General features: G+C 58.9%; 18 protein-coding genes and 1 riboswitch. Of the genes, 2 read left to right on the top strand and 16 right to left on the bottom strand.

The genetic code is table 11. The features are described 5' to 3' along the window. Window positions 1-80: 80 nt before the first annotated feature. Window positions 81-1,232: a cysteine desulfurase family protein gene (locus tag MTP40_RS03605; protein ID WP_097770842.1), complete on the bottom strand. Its 1,152-nt coding sequence runs from the start codon at window positions 1,230-1,232 to the stop codon at window positions 81-83. 310 nt (window positions 1,233-1,542) lie between these two features. On the opposite strand from MTP40_RS03605, the gene MTP40_RS03600 reads away from it, so the two are divergent. Further along, a complete protein-coding gene (locus MTP40_RS03600) occupies window positions 1,543-2,445 on the top strand; it encodes a GDSL-type esterase/lipase family protein (protein ID WP_227611534.1) in 903 nt (300 codons plus the stop codon). A 479-nt stretch (window positions 2,446-2,924) separates the two neighbouring features. Here the strand turns inward: MTP40_RS03600 and MTP40_RS03595 are convergent, their stop codons facing one another. Both MTP40_RS03595 and MTP40_RS03590 read right to left on the bottom strand, forming a co-directional pair. Beyond that, window positions 2,925-3,509, bottom strand: a complete 585-nt coding sequence (locus MTP40_RS03595; RefSeq protein WP_097772658.1) for a hypothetical protein — start codon at window positions 3,507-3,509, stop codon at window positions 2,925-2,927. Between the two features lie 90 nt (window positions 3,510-3,599). Beyond that, on the bottom strand, window positions 3,600-5,267 hold the full coding sequence (locus MTP40_RS03590; protein WP_442900438.1) for a formate--tetrahydrofolate ligase: 1,668 nt from the start codon (window positions 5,265-5,267) through the stop codon (window positions 3,600-3,602). A 45-nt stretch (window positions 5,268-5,312) separates the two neighbouring features. After that, window positions 5,313-5,400: riboswitch (ZMP/ZTP riboswitch) on the bottom strand. Between the two features lie 150 nt (window positions 5,401-5,550). Here MTP40_RS03590 and MTP40_RS03585 point away from each other — a divergent pair. Next, window positions 5,551-5,838: a hypothetical protein gene (locus MTP40_RS03585; RefSeq protein ID WP_005932907.1), complete on the top strand. Its 288-nt coding sequence runs from the start codon at window positions 5,551-5,553 to the stop codon at window positions 5,836-5,838. Window positions 5,839-5,892: 54 nt separating this feature from the next. Here the strand turns inward: MTP40_RS03585 and MTP40_RS03580 are convergent, their stop codons facing one another. The 13 genes from MTP40_RS03580 to ftsY form a co-directional block, all read right to left on the bottom strand. Continuing rightward, window positions 5,893-6,465, bottom strand: a complete 573-nt coding sequence (locus tag MTP40_RS03580) for a CD1247 N-terminal domain-containing protein (RefSeq protein WP_179859130.1) — start codon at window positions 6,463-6,465, stop codon at window positions 5,893-5,895. Window positions 6,466-6,533: 68 nt separating this feature from the next. Further along, on the bottom strand, window positions 6,534-7,091 hold the full coding sequence (gene efp / locus MTP40_RS03575; protein ID WP_005932902.1) for an elongation factor P: 558 nt from the start codon (window positions 7,089-7,091) through the stop codon (window positions 6,534-6,536). A 204-nt stretch (window positions 7,092-7,295) separates the two neighbouring features. Next, entirely contained in the window at window positions 7,296-8,216 is a 921-nt protein-coding gene (locus tag MTP40_RS03570) for a TIM barrel protein (protein WP_249259841.1), read from the bottom strand. Continuing rightward, window positions 8,213-8,716 (bottom strand): YqeG family HAD IIIA-type phosphatase, encoded by a 504-nt coding sequence (locus tag MTP40_RS03565; protein ID WP_242888439.1) that lies wholly within the window; start codon window positions 8,714-8,716, stop codon window positions 8,213-8,215. The genes MTP40_RS03570 and MTP40_RS03565 overlap by 4 nt, the downstream gene beginning before the upstream one ends. A 277-nt stretch (window positions 8,717-8,993) precedes the next feature. Further along, entirely contained in the window at window positions 8,994-9,170 is a 177-nt protein-coding gene (gene rpsU, locus MTP40_RS03560) for a 30S ribosomal protein S21 (RefSeq protein WP_005928271.1), read from the bottom strand. 143 nt (window positions 9,171-9,313) lie between these two features. After that, window positions 9,314-11,863 carry a leucine--tRNA ligase gene (leuS, locus tag MTP40_RS03555; protein ID WP_249259840.1) on the bottom strand — a complete coding sequence of 850 codons (2,550 nt, stop codon included), beginning with the start codon at window positions 11,861-11,863 and terminating at the stop codon, window positions 9,314-9,316. Window positions 11,864-11,914: 51 nt separating this feature from the next. Then, window positions 11,915-12,295, bottom strand: coding sequence for a ribosome silencing factor (gene rsfS, locus MTP40_RS03550; protein ID WP_117533527.1), 381 nt, complete (start codon window positions 12,293-12,295; stop codon window positions 11,915-11,917). Between the two features lie 21 nt (window positions 12,296-12,316). Further along, window positions 12,317-13,747: an LCP family protein gene (locus tag MTP40_RS03545; protein ID WP_249259839.1), complete on the bottom strand. Its 1,431-nt coding sequence runs from the start codon at window positions 13,745-13,747 to the stop codon at window positions 12,317-12,319. Between the two features lie 126 nt (window positions 13,748-13,873). After that, on the bottom strand, window positions 13,874-14,461 hold the full coding sequence (gene yqeK / locus MTP40_RS03540) for a bis(5'-nucleosyl)-tetraphosphatase (symmetrical) YqeK (protein WP_249259838.1): 588 nt from the start codon (window positions 14,459-14,461) through the stop codon (window positions 13,874-13,876). Beyond that, window positions 14,415-15,101, bottom strand: coding sequence for a nicotinate (nicotinamide) nucleotide adenylyltransferase (gene nadD / locus MTP40_RS03535; protein WP_207697240.1), 687 nt, complete (start codon window positions 15,099-15,101; stop codon window positions 14,415-14,417). Before nadD ends, yqeK begins: the two co-directional genes overlap by 47 nt. Further along, the gene (locus MTP40_RS03530) at window positions 15,098-15,394 is read right to left on the bottom strand and encodes a YhbY family RNA-binding protein (RefSeq protein ID WP_005932885.1); all 297 of its coding nucleotides are present in this window, start codon (window positions 15,392-15,394) and stop codon (window positions 15,098-15,100) included. The genes nadD and MTP40_RS03530 overlap by 4 nt, the downstream gene beginning before the upstream one ends. A 14-nt stretch (window positions 15,395-15,408) precedes the next feature. Then, window positions 15,409-16,041, bottom strand: a complete 633-nt coding sequence (gene rdgB, locus MTP40_RS03525; protein WP_005932884.1) for an RdgB/HAM1 family non-canonical purine NTP pyrophosphatase — start codon at window positions 16,039-16,041, stop codon at window positions 15,409-15,411. 110 nt (window positions 16,042-16,151) lie between these two features. Further along, window positions 16,152-17,090, bottom strand: coding sequence for a signal recognition particle-docking protein FtsY (gene ftsY, locus MTP40_RS03520; protein ID WP_097772665.1), 939 nt, complete (start codon window positions 17,088-17,090; stop codon window positions 16,152-16,154). Window positions 17,091-17,216 lie beyond the last annotated feature (126 nt).

The following is a 17,216-nucleotide window of genomic DNA, read 5'->3' as shown; positions in this document are numbered from 1 at the left end:
GTTTCCGGTTTTGTCAAGAGCTCCCCCTTTGGGGGAGCTGGACGCGGAGCGGCCTGAGAGGGTGAGGATGCTTTCCTTTTTTACTTTTTGATTCTCTGCAAATGCTTCATTCCGTCCTCAAAGGCGTTGAGGAACGCGTCCACATCCTCGGGGGTGTTGTCCGCACAGAAGGACACGCGGATGGCCGTATCAATGGCCAGCGGGTCCCTGCCCATGGCGGCAAGGGTATGGCTGGGCTGCCCCCGGCCGCAGGCACTGGCCGAGGAGACATAGACCTGCTGCTGTGCCAGATGGGCCAGCATGGTCTCGCTCTTGATGCAGTTCTCGCTGAAGTTCAGCACCTCGGGCACCGCATTGTCCGGGCTGTTGATGACCACCTCCGGGAAGGCTTTCAGCCCTTCCCGCAGGCGCAGGTTCAGGGCGCGCACAGCAGCATCCCGGCTCTTCATGGTCTTGTTCAGGCGGGTGGCCGCGGCAGCAAGGCCCAGCGCATAGGGCAGGTTCTCGGTGCCGGGGCGCTTCTCCCGCTCCTGCTCACCGCCCAGATAGGGAGCCTGGAACGCCTGATACAGGCTGTCGCTCAGGTAGAGCGCACCAATGCCCTTGGGTGCGTGGATCTTGTGGCCGCTGACAGCCAGCGTGTCGATGTTCGCCAGCTTGATGGGCACCCGCATCCAGGCCTGCACGGCATCTACATGGACGATGGTGCGGCTGTTGCGGCGCTTGACCTCGGCGGCCAGGCGTTCCACATCGTTCCGGGTGCCGACCTCATTGTTGACCATCATGCAGGCCACAAGGATGGTGTTTTTGTCCACATGGTCCAGCATCCGGTCGATGTCCAGCGTGCCGTCCGGGCCGGGGTCCACCACGGTCACATCATAGCCCATGGCGGCCAGACGCTCCAGCGGCTTCTGCACGCTGGGGTGCTCAAAGCCGGACACCACGATGCCCTTGCCAAACCTGCGGGTCAGGGCCGCGCCCAGCAGGGCCATGTTGTTGCTCTCGCTGCCGCAGGAGGTAAAATAGAGCTCCCGGCTCTTGCAGCCCAGGGTGCGGGCCACGGCGGCGCGGGCGGCGTTCAGTGCTTCCTCGCTCCGGGCACCGGGGGCATACAGGCTGGACGGGTTGGCCCAGTGCTCCCGCATGGCCTTGTTGATGACATCCGCCACTTCCGGGGCCACGATGGTGGTGGCGGCGTTGTCCAGATAATGCAATTCAGGGTTTTGCAGCATAAATCTTGATTCCTGCTTTCATCAACCCTCTCCGTCATTGCTTTGCAATGCCACCTCTCCCGAAGGGAGAGGCAATCCTGCCTCAATCTGAAATACAGCAAATCTGCATTCTATATCTGTCAGATGCATTGGCTCCCCCTTTGGGGGAGCTGGCGAGCGTAAGCGAGACTGAGAGGGCTTTATTTCATACTAAACCATGATGATTATACCACAAAGCATCTGTCGCCGTAAAGTAGCACGGCCCACTTGCACGGCCCCGCCGGGTGCTGTATAATGAGGGTAACGAACACAAAGAAAGCCGGGTGTTTTTATGGCCGATTATCAGGAATACCGCCGCCGCATCCTGCGCAAGCGCTGGCGCAGGAATTTTGCCGTTGCCGGGCTGCTGGTGCTGCTCATCCTGCTCAGCGCCGTAGGCCTGCTGTGGAAGCGCCTCCACCGGGAGCAGAGCCCTGCCGCCGTGCAGGGCCCGACCATCTTCCAGCAGGAGCTGCAGAGCAGCGAGTGGAACACCATCAGCTACACGCCCGCGCGGCGGCTGACCGTGCAGACCACCTCTGCCGGATCCACCGCCATGGATTTCCGGCTGGCCGCGCTGGATCGCACCACCGCCGTGGACCGCAGTTATTTTGCCAACGTCTGTTTTCTGGGCGACAGCCTGACGCAGGGGATGCAGATCTATTCCAGCGGCCTGCCGGAGGCCTCTTTCTGCGCCTACCGGGGCGCAAACCCCAGCGTTGTGGTCAATGGCACCACCTGCAAGCGCTCCGATGGCGGCACCGAGGTCCCCATGGAGGTGCTGACCGCCCGGCAGCCCCCGGTGCTGTATATCCTGCTGGGCACCAACGTGCTCAACCGGGACGGGGATTATTCCAGCTTTCTCACCTACTACCGGCTCATGCTGGATATGATCTCCCAGGCCTTGCCCAACACGCAGATCTACGTGCAGTCCATTACGCCTGTCCGGCCCGAGGTGCGCAACAGCCATCCCGGCCTGTACAAAGAGCGGCTGTGCGAGATCAACAATGAGCTGGCTGCCATTGCGCTGGAAAAGAACTGCGCTTTTCTGAACCTGTGGGAAGCCCTTGCCGATGACAATGGTGACCTGAAAGCCGAGTACGCCCAACCCGACGGCATCCACATCAAGCCCGAGGGCTACCCCGCCTGGGTGGAATATCTCGCCACCCACACCGTGGGCCAACAGACGGCTTAAGCTGAATACTCACATAGAAAAACCGCCCTTCCGGCATCAAACTGGAAGGGCGGTTTTGTCATACAAACAGGAACGGGGAACGGCATCTAAACCGTTCCCCATCGATTGGTATTTGGCAGGCGTGGCGTTCTCCTGCATCTCTCAGAGCCTAAGCCCTTGTCGTTACCATCGGCGTGTGGCTGCCACGAAATTGACCACCTCAAATACCTTTCTTATCCTATGTTTAGGATACCACATTTATCCCTTTTTGTAAAGTATCTCACTCTGACGCAAAAGACGACGGAAGCGTTTCTGGCTGATGCTCCACATCGTGATAATAGAGTTTTTGTATTCTTCCGGATCACTGGAAACTTTCAGCCTCAGAATAATTTCTGCATAACATCTTATAGTTGATTTGTATATAGAAAAGGGAGAGTGGCCTAACACAGGGATTTCATAGAATGGTATTTTGATTTGCCAAACAATAAAACTAAATGTTTTCATTGTTTGACCCGGCCAAGGCAATCAAGTAAGATTTCCGTTATATCTTTTGTTGCTATCGCCGGTTTGTCACTCATAATTTCCCAAACAGGGTTATTGCTACATTCTCCAGAAAAATATTTTCGGGCGCATTCTACTACACCCTTTATATTTTTTGTGTTCAACATAACATCAAAAGCTTCATCGAAAAGAAGCATATCATATTTTGTAGGTTTCTCTTCTTCAAGGTCAACCTCAAAAAGTCGAATTTGCGCTCTCTCTTCTTCCGATTTCTGAGCCCAGCCAGCTTCATATAACACTTTATAATATTCAATATTGTCGAAATAGTAGCTGCAATTTAAACGGCTTGGAAGAAAAGAAAATTCGGTTTCTCTTACAAATTCAAAGATTCCTTCAACACACCATTTTACATATTCACGCCATTCATCACCTTGCAATTTCATCGACGCAATCGTTGTTTCGAGACACTGTTCAGATTGTTCTAATGTGCTGATAACCTCTCTACAACGAATTTCATTTCTCTTGTATCCAGCTTTTAATTTATCCCCAACTTGTAGTGTCTGACTCATGTGGTAAGCTTTCATCTTTTTCTCCACCGCTTCCGATTTGTTGAGCTAAAAAGTCCCATACCCAGCACCTTAACGGTGCGGACATGGGACTTCATATTTTTTCAATCAGAACAGCCCTGTGATTTTGCCTTCGGCATCCACGTCGATATTGACGGCGGCGGGCTTCTTGGGCAGGCCGGGCATGGTCATAATGTTGCCACAGATGACCACCACGAAACCGGCACCGGCGGCAAGGCGGACTTCCCGCACCTCCATGGTAAAGCCGGTGGGCGCACCGGTCAGCTTGGCGTTATCGCTGAAACTGTACTGGGTCTTGGCGATGCAGACCGGCAGGTCGCCGTAGCCCAGTTCGGTCAGTTCGGCCAGCGTCTTGGAAGCGGCGGCGCTGAAATTCACACCATCGGCACGGTAGATCTTTTTGGCGATGGCTTCCACCTTCTGCTTCAGGGGCATATCCAGCGGGTAGACGTACTGGATGGGACGATCCTCCATGACCTCCAGCACCTTCTCGGCCAGAGCCTTGCCGCCCTCGCCGCCCTTTGCGAACACCTCGCTCAGGACGCAGGGCACGCCCTGCTCGGCGCAGACCTGCTCAACGTATGCCTGCTCCTCCGGGGTGTCGGTGGGGAAGGCATTGATGGCCACCACCACAGGCAGGCCAAAGCCGTTCTTCAGGTTGTCGATGTGGCGCACAAGGTTGGAGGCACCGGCCTTGACAGCCTCGAGATTCGGCTGGCTCAGGTCAGCCTTGGCAACGCCGCCGTGGCTCTTGAGGGCACGGACAGTGGCCACCAGCACGCAGGCGCTGGGGGCGATGCCGGCATAGCGGCACTTGATATCCAGGAACTTCTCGGCACCCAGGTCCGCACCGAAGCCAGCCTCCGTGATGACGTAATCGGCCAGCGAGAGGCTGAGCTTGGTGGCCATGACGCTGTTGCAGCCGTGGGCAATGTTGGCAAAGGGGCCGCCGTGGATGATGGCGGGGTTATTTTCCAGCGTCTGAACGAGGTTCGGGTCAAGGGCATCCTTGAGCAGCGCGGTCATGGCACCGGCAGCACCGATGTCGCCAGCCGTAACAGGCTTCCCCTCGTAGGTGTAGGCGCAGACGATCTTCGACAGCCGCTCCTTCAGGTCGGAGATGCTGGTGGCCAGGCAGAAGATCGCCATGACCTCGCTGGCAACGGTGATATCAAAGCCGTCCTCACGGGGGGTACCGTTGACCTTGCCGCCCAGACCATCCACGATGAAGCGGAGCTGGCGGTCGTTCATATCCATGCAGCGCTTCCAGGTGATGCGGCGGGGATCGATGTTCAGGGGGTTGCCCTGCTGGATGCTGTTGTCGATCATGGCAGCCAGCAGGTTGTTTGCGGTGCCGATGGCATGCAGGTCACCGGTAAAGTGGAGGTTGATATCCTCCATGGGCACCACCTGGGCATAGCCGCCGCCGGCCGCGCCGCCCTTGACGCCGAACACGGGGCCAAGGCTGGGCTCACGCAGGCAGAGCATGGTCTTTTTGCCCAGAGCGTTCATGGCATCGGCCAGGCCCACGCTGGTGGTGGTTTTGCCCTCGCCTGCCGGGGTGGGGCTGATGGCCGTAACCAGGACCATCTTGCCCTGCTTGGATGCCTTGTGGATGAGGCGGTGGTTGATCTTGGCCTTGTAGCGGCCATAGGGGATCACGTCCTCATCGGCAAGGCCCAGCGAGGCAGCGATCTCGGTGATGGGCTTCATTTTGGCTTCCTGTGCGATCTCGATATCAGACTTCATGCTCAAATCCTCCCTGAAATGCAAAAAGGACAGCTTTGCGCACCAATAGCGCAAGGCTGCCCAGACGGTCGGCGTAACAAAACCCGGTTTTGTCTGCACTGTGGTGCTCCACAACGTTCCGTCAGCAGGCAAACCCGTTCTTCTGGGTCAAAGATATCACATCTGCCCGTGGTTTGTCAAGCAGAAACTGTCCGCAAAGAAAAATCTGCCTGTACGGCCCCTGCGGCTTGCATCCATCCTGCCAGATGTGTTATACTAAAGTGTATCAAACGATAGGGAGGCTTTCACGATGCCATTTACACCGAAACTGACTTATAAAGGCAAGCCCCTCGTCCGTAAGGACAACGAGCTGTATTACGGCCGTATGACCGACCCCTATGTGCTGCGGATGCAGATCCTGAGCACCAAATCCGTGGGCGGCATGGATGTGGCCGATAAGGTACACATTCAGGTCTTTTCCACCAACGACAGCCTGGCCCCTGAGGCCCGCGTGTTCCGCCAGACCACCAAGAATGGCCTGTACAACGCACTGGACATTGGCAGCATCTGGCTGCAGAAGGCAAACGAGACCCGCTGAACGGCATAAAAAAGGACCGTCTCCCGCTGAGGAGACGGTCCTTTTTGTTGTGCTTTACTCTTCGGTCACTTCAAAGTCCAGGGGCTTGCCGCAGCCGGGGCACTTGGGTGCGCCATCCAGCAGGTCGTCCTCCTCAAACACAGTGGTCTGACCACAGGCGGGGCAGGTCACCTCGTACTGCACGGGGCCTTCCTCCTGCTCCTCGTCGTCATCCTCCAGCGCGACCTCAAAGGTCACGCCGCAGTGGGCGCAGTTTGCTTCGCCCGCGTCCAGGTCGTCCTCGCTGACGTAAACGGTCTCGCCGCAGTTGGGGCAGGCCACCTCATAGAACGGCTCACTGGCGATATCATCGTCATTGTCGTCCTCTTCGGTATCCTCTTCCTCTTCTTCGGGCTCCTCGTCATCCTCATCGTCCTCATAGAGGTCGGCTTCCAGATCCTCCAGCTCCTCGCTCAGGTCGTTGATCTGGTCGTAGGCGCGGGTCACATCTTCATCGATGCCGTCCACAGCCTCTGCCAGTTCGCCCAGCAGCTCGCTCATGGCCTTGATGACCTTGCCCTCTTTGGTGGTCTCGTCGATGCCCAGGCCCTCGATCAGGCCCCGCAGGTATGCAGCCTTTTCCTTCATAAGAATGACCTCCTATCTTAATCAAAAAACCGGGCACACGGTTGCCCGCTGCCCGGTCTGTCGGTAAATTAGACGCGCTCCATATACTCGCCGGTGCGGGTATCGATGCGGATGTGGTCGCCCTCGTTGATGAACAGAGGAACGCGGATCTCAGCACCGGTCTCGACAGTAGCGGGCTTCAGGGTGTTGGTGGCGGTGTTGCCCTTGACACCCGGCTCGGTCTGGGTGACTTCCAGCTCGATAAAGTTGGGGATCTCGACGCTGAAGACCTTGCCCTTATAGCTCAGCAGCTTGCACGGCTCGTTCTCCTTGCAGAACTTGAAGTTATCGGGCACATCGGAAGCGTTGACGGGGATATCGTCATAGGTCTCGTTGTCCATGAAGTGGTACAGATCGCCATCCTCATAGCTGTAAGTCACGTCCTTGCGCTCGATGAAAGCCTGAGGGAACTTTGCGGTCGGGTTGTAGCTGGTCTCAACCACAGAGCCGGTGATCACGTTCTTGGTCTTGGTGCGGACAAAGGCAGCACCCTTGCCGGGCTTCACGTGCTGGAACTCAACGACCTGAAGAACCTGGCCGTCCTGCTCAAAGGTCACGCCGTTGCGAAACTCGCCTGCAGAAATCATAGGAATTCCTCCATTAGTAAAATCTCATTGATGCTTAACGCATATCTCTATTTATTTTACTCAATCCCGCATGGTTTGGCAAGGGGTTTGAGCAAAAAAGACGATAAAATCAGAAAAAAACACGGACCAAACCTCTCCGTCATCCCTTCGGGATGCCACCTCCCCTAGTAGGGGAGGCCTTGGCAGCCGGGTGAAGCTTTCTCTTTATGCCAAAGGCTCCCCTACAAGGGGAGCTGGCGGGCGCAAGCCCGACTGAGAGGTTGTACAAAGACAAGCCTCAAAAAATCGCTTCATTGTTTTCGCATCCTCTGCCTGCGTACCGGCGCTCTCACAGATGATGACAGGTGCAAGCCCGCGCTCGGCCAGCAGCTCCATCAGGGGCTGGGGTTCGGGGCCAAACTGAGTCTCGGCAAAGGTCCAGTGCCGCTTTTCACCGCCCTTGGAATACTCGATGCGGGAAAAATGGACATGGAACTGCCGGGCACGCGCATCCCCCAGCGCCTCCCCGATGCGGTCAAGGATAGCGGCATAATCCGCCTTGGACCGGATGCCGCCCAGCGTCCGGGCGTTGAGGTGGCCGAAGTCGACGCAGGGGGTGATGCGGCTGTCCACCCCGCAGAGGGCCAGCACCTCTTCCAGCGTACCCAGCTGGCCGATCTTTCCCATCGTCTCAGGGCAGAGGGTGATCTCGGCAAAGCCCGCTTCATCCAGCGCGTCCTGCGCCCGTTTCAGGGTGTCCAGTGCTTTTTCCAGGGCAGCTTCCCGGCTCTGCCTGCCGCAGCTGCCGGAGTGGAAGATGACCCGTCTGCCGCCCAGCGCCCTGCAGAGCGCCGCGCTCTGGAGCAGATAGTTCACGCTATTCAGCCGCTTTTCCTCGTCCAGGCTGGAGGCGCTGATATAGTAAGGCGCGTGGACGCTGAACAAAATCCCCCGGGCGGCGGCATCGTCAGCCATCTGCCGGGCCTTGTCCAGCCCCAGCCGGACTCCATGGCCGCACTGGTATTCAAAGGCATCCAGCCCCATTTTTTCGGTATAGGCCGGAATGTCCAGACTGTTCTTATACCCCATGGCCGTGAAACTGTCGCTGGTGCCTGCGGTGCCGAACCGGATCTTCCACTCACTCACAGGGTCTTACCTCCCCGGTCGTAGTATTCCTGCCAGTGTTTTTTCTCCCACTTGCGCTTGAGCACCACTTGTGCCCCGAGATCCGGTCCGCGGGGGATGACCATCAGGCCCGGAATACCATAGAGCGCCGCCGCCATCCGGTCGGCATAGAGCTGGTCGCCCACCATGGCCATTTCCCTGCGCTTCACCTGCATCCGGCGGCGGGCCACTCCCAGTGCAAAGGGCAGGGGCTTGGCGCTGCGGTAAAGGTAAGCAAGGCCCAGCTTTTCCGCAAAGGGGCGCACCCGCTTTTCGGCACCGTTGGAAACGATGGTCAGCTTTACGCCCGCCCTGCGCATGGCTTCCAGCCACTCGGCCACTTCTTCCGGCAGCTCCTGACTGCGGTCGGCGGTCAGGGTGTTGTCGATGTCCAGCACCAGCGCCCGGATGCCCTTTTGGGCCAGCCACTCCGGCGTGATGTGGGTCACATCCTTGAATACATATTCGGGGGTAACTAACATACAGAACCCTCTCTTTGCCTTTCACAGGCTCACCCTCTCAGTCCGCTTCGCGTCCAGCTCTCCCAAAGGGAGAGCCTCTGGCGAAACCAATAACTTTGCACGGATTGCCAAAGCCTCTCCCCTTGGGAGAGGTGGCATTGCGCAGCAATGACGGAGAGGGCGAGGATGTTTATCTTTTTCATAAATGAAAATAGGAGAGCCTGAGTTTCAGGCTCTCCTACATCGGCGTTAGCAACGCGTTTGAAATCTAAAGCAACGTGCGATTTCAAGCAGTTAATTACTTGAACTTGCGCTTGCGGGCTGCTTCGGACTTCTTCTTGCGCTTAACAGACGGCTTCTCGTAAGCCTCGCGCTTACGAACCTCTGCGAGCACACCGCTGCGAGCGGTGCTGCGCTTGAAGCGACGCAGTGCGCTTTCCAGCGACTCGCCCTCTTTAACACGAATTTCCGACATCTTATTCCCTCCCTTGGACCGTGAGGCAGGAATTTCGTTGTTACATGGTAACTAACAGTAGACAGTATAGCGCATTTTCATGCGTTCGTCAACCTTTTTTGAAAGATTTTTTGAAAAAACTCTCCGGCAAAGCGCTTGAGGGATCAGCCCTTCACGGCCAGGTTGACCAGACGGCCCTTGACGTAGATCTCCTTGACGACCTGCTTGCCCTCCAGAGCGGCGGCAACAGCGGGGTCAGCCTTGGCGGCGGCAATGGCGGCAGCAGCATCAATGTCGGCAGCCACCTTCAGGCGGGCCTTCACCTTGCCGTTCACCTGCACGGCGATCTCCACGGTGCTCTCCACGCACTTGGCCTCCTCGTACTGGGGCCAGGGATAGTAGGCCAGCTGCTCATTGTGGCTGTGGCCCAGCTTCTCCCACAGCTCCTCGGTCATGTGGGGAGCAAACGGGTTCAGCAGCTGAACAACGGTCTCCAGCTCGGCCTTGGTCGCACCGCCGTTGTCGTACAGGGCGTTGACCAGCGTCATCAGCTGGGCGATGGCAGTGTTCATCTTCAGGCTCTCAATGTCAGCGCCCACCTTCTTGATGGTCTGGTGCATCAGGGTCTCGATGGCGGGGCGATAGCCCTCGCCCTCCACCAGCTTGTCGGACAGCGCCCACACGCGGTCGAGGAAGCGGTTGCAGCCGGCAATGGCAGAGGTCTGCCAGGGTGCGGCCTGCTCAAAGTCACCCATGAACATCTCATACAGACGCATGGTGTCGGCACCGTACTGATCCACCACCTCGTCGGGGTTGATGACGTTGCCCAGGCTCTTGGACATCTTGACGATGGGATGGCGTGCCATCTCGCCGTACTTCTCTTCCAGTGCCTTTTCGGCGGCCTTCTGGCTGCCGTACTCCTTCAGCAGCTTCTCCTGCTCGTCAGCGGGCAGGTTGACAAAGCTGTGGGGGTTCAGGCCCAGGATCATGCCGTGGGCGGTGCGCTTCTGGTAAGGCTCGGCAGTGGGCACCACGCCGATATCGTACAGGAACTTGTGCCAGAAACGGCTGTACAGCAGATGCAGGGTGGTGTGCTCCATGCCGCCGTTGTACCAGTCCACGGGAGACCAGTACTCCAGTGCCTCCTTGGAGGCCAGAGCGTCCTTGCAGTGGGGATCCATGTAGCGCAGGAAGTACCAGGAGGAACCGGCCCACTGGGGCATGGTGTCGGTCTCGCGGGTGGCGGGGCCGCCGCAGCAGGGGCAGGTGGTCTTGACCCAGTCGGTGTGGCGGGCCAGCGGGGACTCACCATCGGGGCCCGGCTCAAAGTCGGTGATGTCGGGCAGGGTCAGGGGCAGGCTGCTCTCGGGCAGGGGCTGCCAGCCGCACTTTTCACACTTGACCATGGGGATCGGCTCGCCCCAGTAGCGCTGACGGCTGAACACCCAGTCTCGCAGCTTGTAGTTCACCTTATCGCAGCCCTTGCCGTTGGCTTCCAGCCACTCGATCATCTTTTTCTGGGCATCTGCCACAGACAGGCCGTCCAGGAAGCCGGAGTTGACCAGCGTACCGGTGGCAACATCGGTAAAGGCAGCCTCGTCCAGATTGGACTCGGCATTGCCCTTGACGACCTCGATGATGGGCAGGCCGAACTTCTTGGCGAACTCCCAGTCGCGGGTATCGTGGGCGGGCACAGCCATGATGGCACCGGTGCCGTAGGTGGACAGGACATAATCGGAGATGAAGATGGGGATCTGCTTGTCGTTGACGGGGTTGATGCCCATCACGCCCTCCAGCTTCACGCCGGTCTTTTCCTTGTTCAGCTCACTGCGCTCGAAATCGCTCTTGCGGGCAGCCTCTGCCTGATAGGCCGTAACGGCATCCGCATTCTTGAGCAGGCCCTTTTCCAGCCACTCCCTGACCATGGCGTGCTCCGGGGAGACGACCATGTAGGTAGCGCCGAACAGGGTATCGCAGCGGGTGGTGTAAACCGTCAGGGTATCGCCTGCGGTGGTACCAAAGTTCACCTCTGCACCATGGCTGCGGCCGATCCAGTTCTTCTGCTGGGTGGCAACGCGCTCGATGTAGTCCAGACCGTCCAGGCCGTCGATCAGCTTGTCGGCGTAGGCAGTAATCCTGAGCATCCACTGGCTCTTGACCTTGTGCACGACCTCGCTGCCGCAGCGCTCGCACACGCCGTTGACAACTTCCTCGTTTGCCAGCACGCACTTGCAGCCGGTGCACCAGTTGACGTTCATTTCCTTCTTGTAGGCCAGGCCGTGCTTGTACAGCTGCAGGAAGATCCACTGGGTCCACTTGTAGTACTCGGGGTCAGTGGTGTTGATCTCGCGATCCCAGTCAAAGGAGAAGCCCAGCGCCTTGAGCTGCTCACGGAAGTGATCCACATTCTTTTTGGTGACGATGGCCGGGTGGATGTGGTTCTTCATGGCAAAGTTCTCGGTGGGCAGACCGAAGGCATCCCAGCCCATGGGGTACAGCACGTTGTAGCCGTTCTGGCGGCGCTTGCGGCTGACCACATCCAGGGCAGTATAGCTGCGGGGGTGGCCCACATGCAGGCCCGCACCCGATGGATACGGAAACTCCACCAGCGCATAGAACTTGGGCTTTTTGTGGTCGATCTCGACATGGAAGGTCTTTTCGTCCTCCCACACCTTCTGCCACTTGGCCTCAACGGCCTTGTAATCATACTTCATAGCTTTCAATCACTCCTCATATTCGGCAGCCGCCCTTGCAGGCAGGGAAGCTTACAGACTGTTTTCCGGGGTCAGATACTCCGAGATATCCATGGGCTCACCATCGGCCCACAGATGTTCCAGGTCATAGTAGGTGCGGGTGTTGGGCACAAAGACGTGCACGATGACGCTGGAATAATCCAGCAGCACCCAGTTCTTGGAGTCGAAGCCCTCGGTGGTGTAGGGCTCGATGCCCTTCTGAGAAAGCTCGTACTCCACCTCGTCGGCCAGAGCACCCACCTGGGTGGTGGAGGTGCCGGAAGCAATGACGAAGTAATCGGTCAGAACGGTCAGGCTCTCCACTTTGAGCACGCGGACATCCTGGGCCTTTTTCTTGTCCAGGATCTTTGCGATCTCAATGGCAAGGGTCTTGCTGTCGATCTTGTTTTCCATAAAAGTCTCCTCTCTGGTTTGTTACTGTCCCGCGGCCTGGCCATCGGTGGTGGTCGCACCTGCCACGTCGGTATCGCCGCTCAGGATGGCATCATCGGACTCCTTGTCCAGCTGTCCCACGAACTGGACGTTGGCGCTGGTGGAAGCGGTGCCGTGGGGCCAGTTGTTGGTCACAAGGTTCATTTCCTCGGCGCTCACGGGGCCGGTGTAATTGCGGAAATAGGTGTTCAGCAGCTCTGCAATGGAACCGGCATCCGGCACCACGCAGGAGTAACCGTCAAAGCTGCTGGTCTTGCCCACATTGGGCACGCCCATGAACACAGGGGTCTGGGCCAGCATAATGTTCGCACTGTCGATGCGGGTAAAGGACACCAGCATCTTGGCAATGGTGGTCAGATCCATATCCGTGTGGATATAGTTGTTGAAGATCAGGGGCAGCTGGGCAATGACATCGGTCACACCCATGCTGCGCACCCGCTTGAACAGGCCGGCATAGAAGTAGCGCTGCATATTCAGGCGGTCGATATCCGAGTTTGCGTAGCCCTCGCCGTGGCGGCAGCGGACAAAGAATTCTGCCGATGCGCCGTCTAGGTTGCGGTAGCCCTGCTTCAGGACACTGCCCGCAAAGGACATATCGTGGGGGATATACACCTCGATGCCGCCGAAGTTGTCCACCATTTCCACCAGTGCCTGCATATCAATGGTCACATAGTAGTCGATGGGCAGCTTGTACTGATCATAGATGACCTCCGCCAGCGCGGCAATGTCGCCGCCATTGGAGAGGGCCACCGAGTTGATCTGATAGTTGGTGGCCGCGTAGGTCTTGCCGTTGGAAAGGGTGATCTTGCGGTTCTGGGTCGCAACAAGGCTGTTGCGGGGGATCTGCAGCATCCGCAGGGCACCGCCCTTGATATCGAACTGGCAGTACAGGATCATATCCGTCATGCCGTCGTTGCTGCCGTCCGAGGAATAGGCGCGGCCCTCCTCATAGTCGATGCCGCAGACAAGGATGTTCACCACATCGCCCTTGTACTCCTCCAGCGTCTGGATCTCCTCCACCAGCGAGGTCGCGTTCTCCTCGGGCTTCAGGTTCTCCCCCACCTTGTTCATCATATTCACGGCGTAGACCACCACGCCCGAGATCACGGCCAGCACCGCCAGCGTCACGGCCATCGGCAGCCACACGGGGGTCTTTTTCTTCTTTTTGCGGCGGCGGGGCGCATCAGCGGGGGCCGCGTGCCGGGGCGGCCGACTGCCGCCATTGCCGCCGCGTCCGCCGCCCGCGCTCTGGCGGGGCGGTTCCGGCTGCTGGGGTGCGGGCTGTTCGTTCTGGAAGAAATCCGGCTGCCCGGACAGCGACACCTGATGCAGGGCGGAAGCCTCCGTGGGGCGCTGCTCCGTAGGGCGGTTCAGCGAGCGGTCTGTATTGATATGACGCGGACCTTGACTCATTCGTTCGGTTCCTCCAGCTTTTTTATTCCGACAGAGACTGTCGTCATGTTCCATAGTATAGCATTCTTACCCACAATCTGCAATCGGTATTCTTTTCCGGCACAGGATGTGTGCAGAAAAACAGGCTCACCCGGCCTTTGCAGCCCGGGCATCCACCTCTGCTCTGATCTCATCATAGGCCGCCTTGGACATGGGGTCCAGGGGCTTGCCCTCTGAGAGAACAAAATCATTGGCCCGTTTCAGGGCTGCCAGCATGGCCAGATCCAGATCCTTCCGCTCCAGCCTGCGCAGCTTGTTCACCCCGGGCCAGTCTCGCTCCTTGCTGGTCATATCCGCCAGATAAAGGATCTTATCCAGCCTGCTCATGCCGGGCTTGCCCGTGGTGTGGCAGGCAATGGCCGAAAGCACAGCCTCATCCTCCACGCCCCACTCGGTGCGGGCCAGGATGGCGGCGCAGATGGCGTGCCACACCGGGGTGGGACGCTCTTCCCCGCCCTCGGCCAGTTCCGGGTGGGCCTCCAGGATGGCGCGCATCTCGTCCTTGCTGATCTCCTTGGCCGAATCGTGCAGCAGAGCGGCCAGCGCGGCCTTGTCCTCATCCACACCATACTGCTTTGCCAGCTTGACAGCCATTTTTCTCACGTTCAGGGTATGCTCGTAACGCTTGTCACTCAACCGGCCGCGCACAAGCTCCTTTGCCTGTTTCAGATTCATGGTTTCTGCCTTCCCCTCTGTCTGCCCGGTAAAGCCCCTCCCGCCGGATGACCCGGCGCACGAGGGCGGGCAGTTCATTTTCACACGCTTCCCCTGCTGCAAGGCGGGCACGCAGGCTGCTGCTGGCCATGGGCAGAGCCTCGACCTGTGCAAACAGGATGCGTGCCCCGGTGGGGTCCATCTGCTTTGCCTTGGCGTGAAGCTCCGGCGCATCGCCCACATTCCGGCTCGTGACCACCAGCCGGGCCAGCCGCAGGATCTCCTGCCAGCGGTGCCAGCTGTCAAAGCTCAGCAGCATATCGCTGCCCATGGCCATGTACAGCTCGGCTTCCGGATAGGTGCGGGCCAGCATTTCCAGCGTGAGCACCGTATAGTTGCGTCTGCCCAGCGCGGCCTGCTCCACCTCCCAGCCGCTGACGCACAGCGCCGGGACAGCCCCCTCCGCTTCCAGTGCACGGAAGCACGCGCACATCTCCACCCGGGCGCTGCCGGGGGCGGCGGTGGACTGCTTGAAGGGGGAAAGCCCCGCAGGCATCACCACCACCCTGTCCGGGCGCACCCGGGCAGCGGCGGCGCGCAGATTGTTCAGGTGGCCGTTGTGGGGCGGGTCAAAGGTGCCGCCGTACAGCAGGAGCCTCATTTCAGCAGGTCAGCGTAGGCGCTGTCCTTCTTCTTCTGCAGATAGAGCACGAATTTGGAGCCGATGACCTGCACGCAGTCGGCACCGGTGGCCTCTGCCAGCTTGACAGAAGCTTCACGGGCATTGTACATGCTGCTCTCCAGCACCTTGAGCTTGATCAGCTCCCGGGCATCCAGGCAGTCCTTCACGCCCTGGATCATGGTCTCGTCGATCTCACCCTTGCCCACGATGAAAACGGGATCCATGGTGTTTGCCTTGCCGCGCAGAATGGCGCGCTGTTTGCTCGTCAACATAATTTTTTCTCCTTTTATTTCAGAAATTCAGGTAATTCTTTTTCCAGCTTTGCCAGCGCCACACCGCGGTGGCTGATGGCATCCTTTTCGTCCGGGGTGAGTTGGGCATAGCTGCGTCCCTCGGTATTGGGGCGCTTTTCCGCCTTGCCCACGCCGCATTCATCGGGGATGAACAGCGGATCGTAGCCAAAACCGTAATCGCCTGCCAGGCGCGCAAAGGCCACCTTGCCCGGGCACTCGCCCCGGCAGGTCAGGTGCCGGCCGGTGGGCAGGATAAAGCAGACAGCGGCCACAAATTTTGCACCGCGCTGTTCCGCCGGGACATCCTGCATATTCTCCAGCAGCTTGTCGTTGTTGGCCTCATCGTCGCCGTGGCGGCCGCAGTAGCGGGCGCTGTACACGCCGGGGGCACCCTCCAGCGCATCCACACAGAGGCCCGAGTCATCGGCGATGGTGGGCAGGCCGCTGGCTTTGCAGATGGTCTCGGCCTTGATGAGGGCGTTTTCCTCAAAGGTGGTGCCGGTCTCATCGGGTTCAATGGTGATGCCCAGCTCCTTCTGGCTGACCACCTCGTGGCCCTGCGCTTCCAGAATGCGCCGCAGTTCACGGAGCTTACCGGCGTTGCCGGTCGCTGCACAAATTTTCATGTTTTTCTCCTCTCTGCCCCTGTCGAACTCCTACACTTGGCTCCCCTGCCAGGGGAGCCGGACGCGCCAAAGCGCGGCCTGAGAGGTCTGATTGCAGATCCGTTCGACACTTAATGCTTCCACTGCCGGGGCAGCAGCTCTTCCACATAGCCCTCCGGGGTGAAGGGGATCAGGTCATCGATGCCCTCACCCACGCCGATGAACCGCACGGGCAGGCCCAGCCGCTGCTTGACCGCCACGACACAGCCGCCCTTGGCGGTGCCGTCCAGCTTGGTCAGGATGATGCCGGTGGCGTTTGCCGCCTTGCAGAACTCCCGGGCCTGGCTGATGGCGTTCTGGCCCGTAATGGCATCCAGCACCAGCAGGGTCTCCAGACTGGCCTCGGGGCTGGCCTTTTTGACGCTGCGGCTGATCTTGGAAAGCTCTGCCATCAGGTTTGCCTTGTTGTGCAGGCGGCCTGCGGTATCCGCAATGACCAGATCATAGCCGCGTGCGGTGGCCGACTTGACCGTGTCAAAAATGACAGCGGCGGGGTCTGCGCCCTCGCCCGCCTTGACAAGGGGCACACCCGCCCGGTCGGCCCAGATCTCCAGCTGCTCGCTGGCGGCAGCACGGAAGGTATCGCCTGCAGCCAGCATGACCTTTTTGCCCTGACGGGTATAGAAATCGGCCAGCTTGGCAATGCTGGTGGTCTTGCCCACGCCGTTCACGCCGATGACCAGAATGACGGCGGGCGTGCCGCTCAGGTCCATCTCAGCTTCGGGGCGCATCTCATCGGCAATGAGGTCGCGCAGTTCATCGCTGGCCTGCTCACCGGTTTTCAGGCCCTTCTCGTTCACCCGGTCCCGCAGCTTGTCCACCAGTTTGATGGCCACTTCACCGCCCACATCGGCCAGAATGAGCTGCTCTTCCAGCTCATCGTAAAGATCATCATCGATCTTGCTGCCGGTGAGGGTATTCATAATATTGCCCCAGAAACCCGTGCGGGTCTTTTCGAGGCCGTCTTTCATCTTATCTTTTTCTTTTTTGCCAAATCCAAAGAGGCCCATTGGTTCTCTCCTTTGTTTTGCTGTTTCTATCCGTAATGGCAAAACCCGCCATTTCACGATTTGCGCTCAGTGCTGCCCGGTATGCCAAGGGCTCCCCTACTAGGGGAGCTGGCGAGCGAAGCGAGA

The sequence above is a fragment of the Faecalibacterium sp. IP-3-29 genome, from assembly GCF_023347335.1.
GTDB classification, from domain to species: Bacteria; Bacillota; Clostridia; order Oscillospirales; family Ruminococcaceae; genus Faecalibacterium; species Faecalibacterium duncaniae.
This window is presented reverse-complemented; position numbering and strand designations above follow the sequence as displayed.

Excerpts from the sequence above, each read along its gene's own strand:
- leuS (WP_249259840.1), bottom strand. The coding sequence starts at position 11,863 with ATGAAGTATGATTACAAGGCCGTTGAGGCCAAGTGGCAGAAGGTGTGG.
- nadD (WP_207697240.1), bottom strand. The coding sequence starts at position 15,101 with ATGAGGCTCCTGCTGTACGGCGGCACCTTTGACCCGCCCCACAACGGC.
- MTP40_RS03545 (WP_249259839.1), bottom strand. The coding sequence starts at position 13,747 with ATGAGTCAAGGTCCGCGTCATATCAATACAGACCGCTCGCTGAACCGC.
- MTP40_RS03530 (WP_005932885.1), bottom strand. The coding sequence starts at position 15,394 with ATGTTGACGAGCAAACAGCGCGCCATTCTGCGCGGCAAGGCAAACACC.
- rpsU (WP_005928271.1), bottom strand. The coding sequence starts at position 9,170 with ATGTCGGAAATTCGTGTTAAAGAGGGCGAGTCGCTGGAAAGCGCACTG.
- rdgB (WP_005932884.1), bottom strand. The coding sequence starts at position 16,041 with ATGAAAATTTGTGCAGCGACCGGCAACGCCGGTAAGCTCCGTGAACTG.
- MTP40_RS03585 (WP_005932907.1), top strand. The coding sequence starts at position 5,551 with ATGCCATTTACACCGAAACTGACTTATAAAGGCAAGCCCCTCGTCCGT.
- yqeK (WP_249259838.1), bottom strand. The coding sequence starts at position 14,461 with ATGAATCTGAAACAGGCAAAGGAGCTTGTGCGCGGCCGGTTGAGTGAC.
- MTP40_RS03605 (WP_097770842.1), bottom strand. The coding sequence starts at position 1,232 with ATGCTGCAAAACCCTGAATTGCATTATCTGGACAACGCCGCCACCACC.
- MTP40_RS03595 (WP_097772658.1), bottom strand. The coding sequence starts at position 3,509 with ATGAAAGCTTACCACATGAGTCAGACACTACAAGTTGGGGATAAATTA.
- ftsY (WP_097772665.1), bottom strand. The coding sequence starts at position 17,090 with ATGGGCCTCTTTGGATTTGGCAAAAAAGAAAAAGATAAGATGAAAGAC.
- MTP40_RS03565 (WP_242888439.1), bottom strand. The coding sequence starts at position 8,716 with ATGTTAGTTACCCCCGAATATGTATTCAAGGATGTGACCCACATCACG.
- MTP40_RS03580 (WP_179859130.1), bottom strand. The coding sequence starts at position 6,465 with ATGAAGGAAAAGGCTGCATACCTGCGGGGCCTGATCGAGGGCCTGGGC.
- efp (WP_005932902.1), bottom strand. The coding sequence starts at position 7,091 with ATGATTTCTGCAGGCGAGTTTCGCAACGGCGTGACCTTTGAGCAGGAC.
- rsfS (WP_117533527.1), bottom strand. The coding sequence starts at position 12,295 with ATGGAAAACAAGATCGACAGCAAGACCCTTGCCATTGAGATCGCAAAG.
- MTP40_RS03600 (WP_227611534.1), top strand. The coding sequence starts at position 1,543 with ATGGCCGATTATCAGGAATACCGCCGCCGCATCCTGCGCAAGCGCTGG.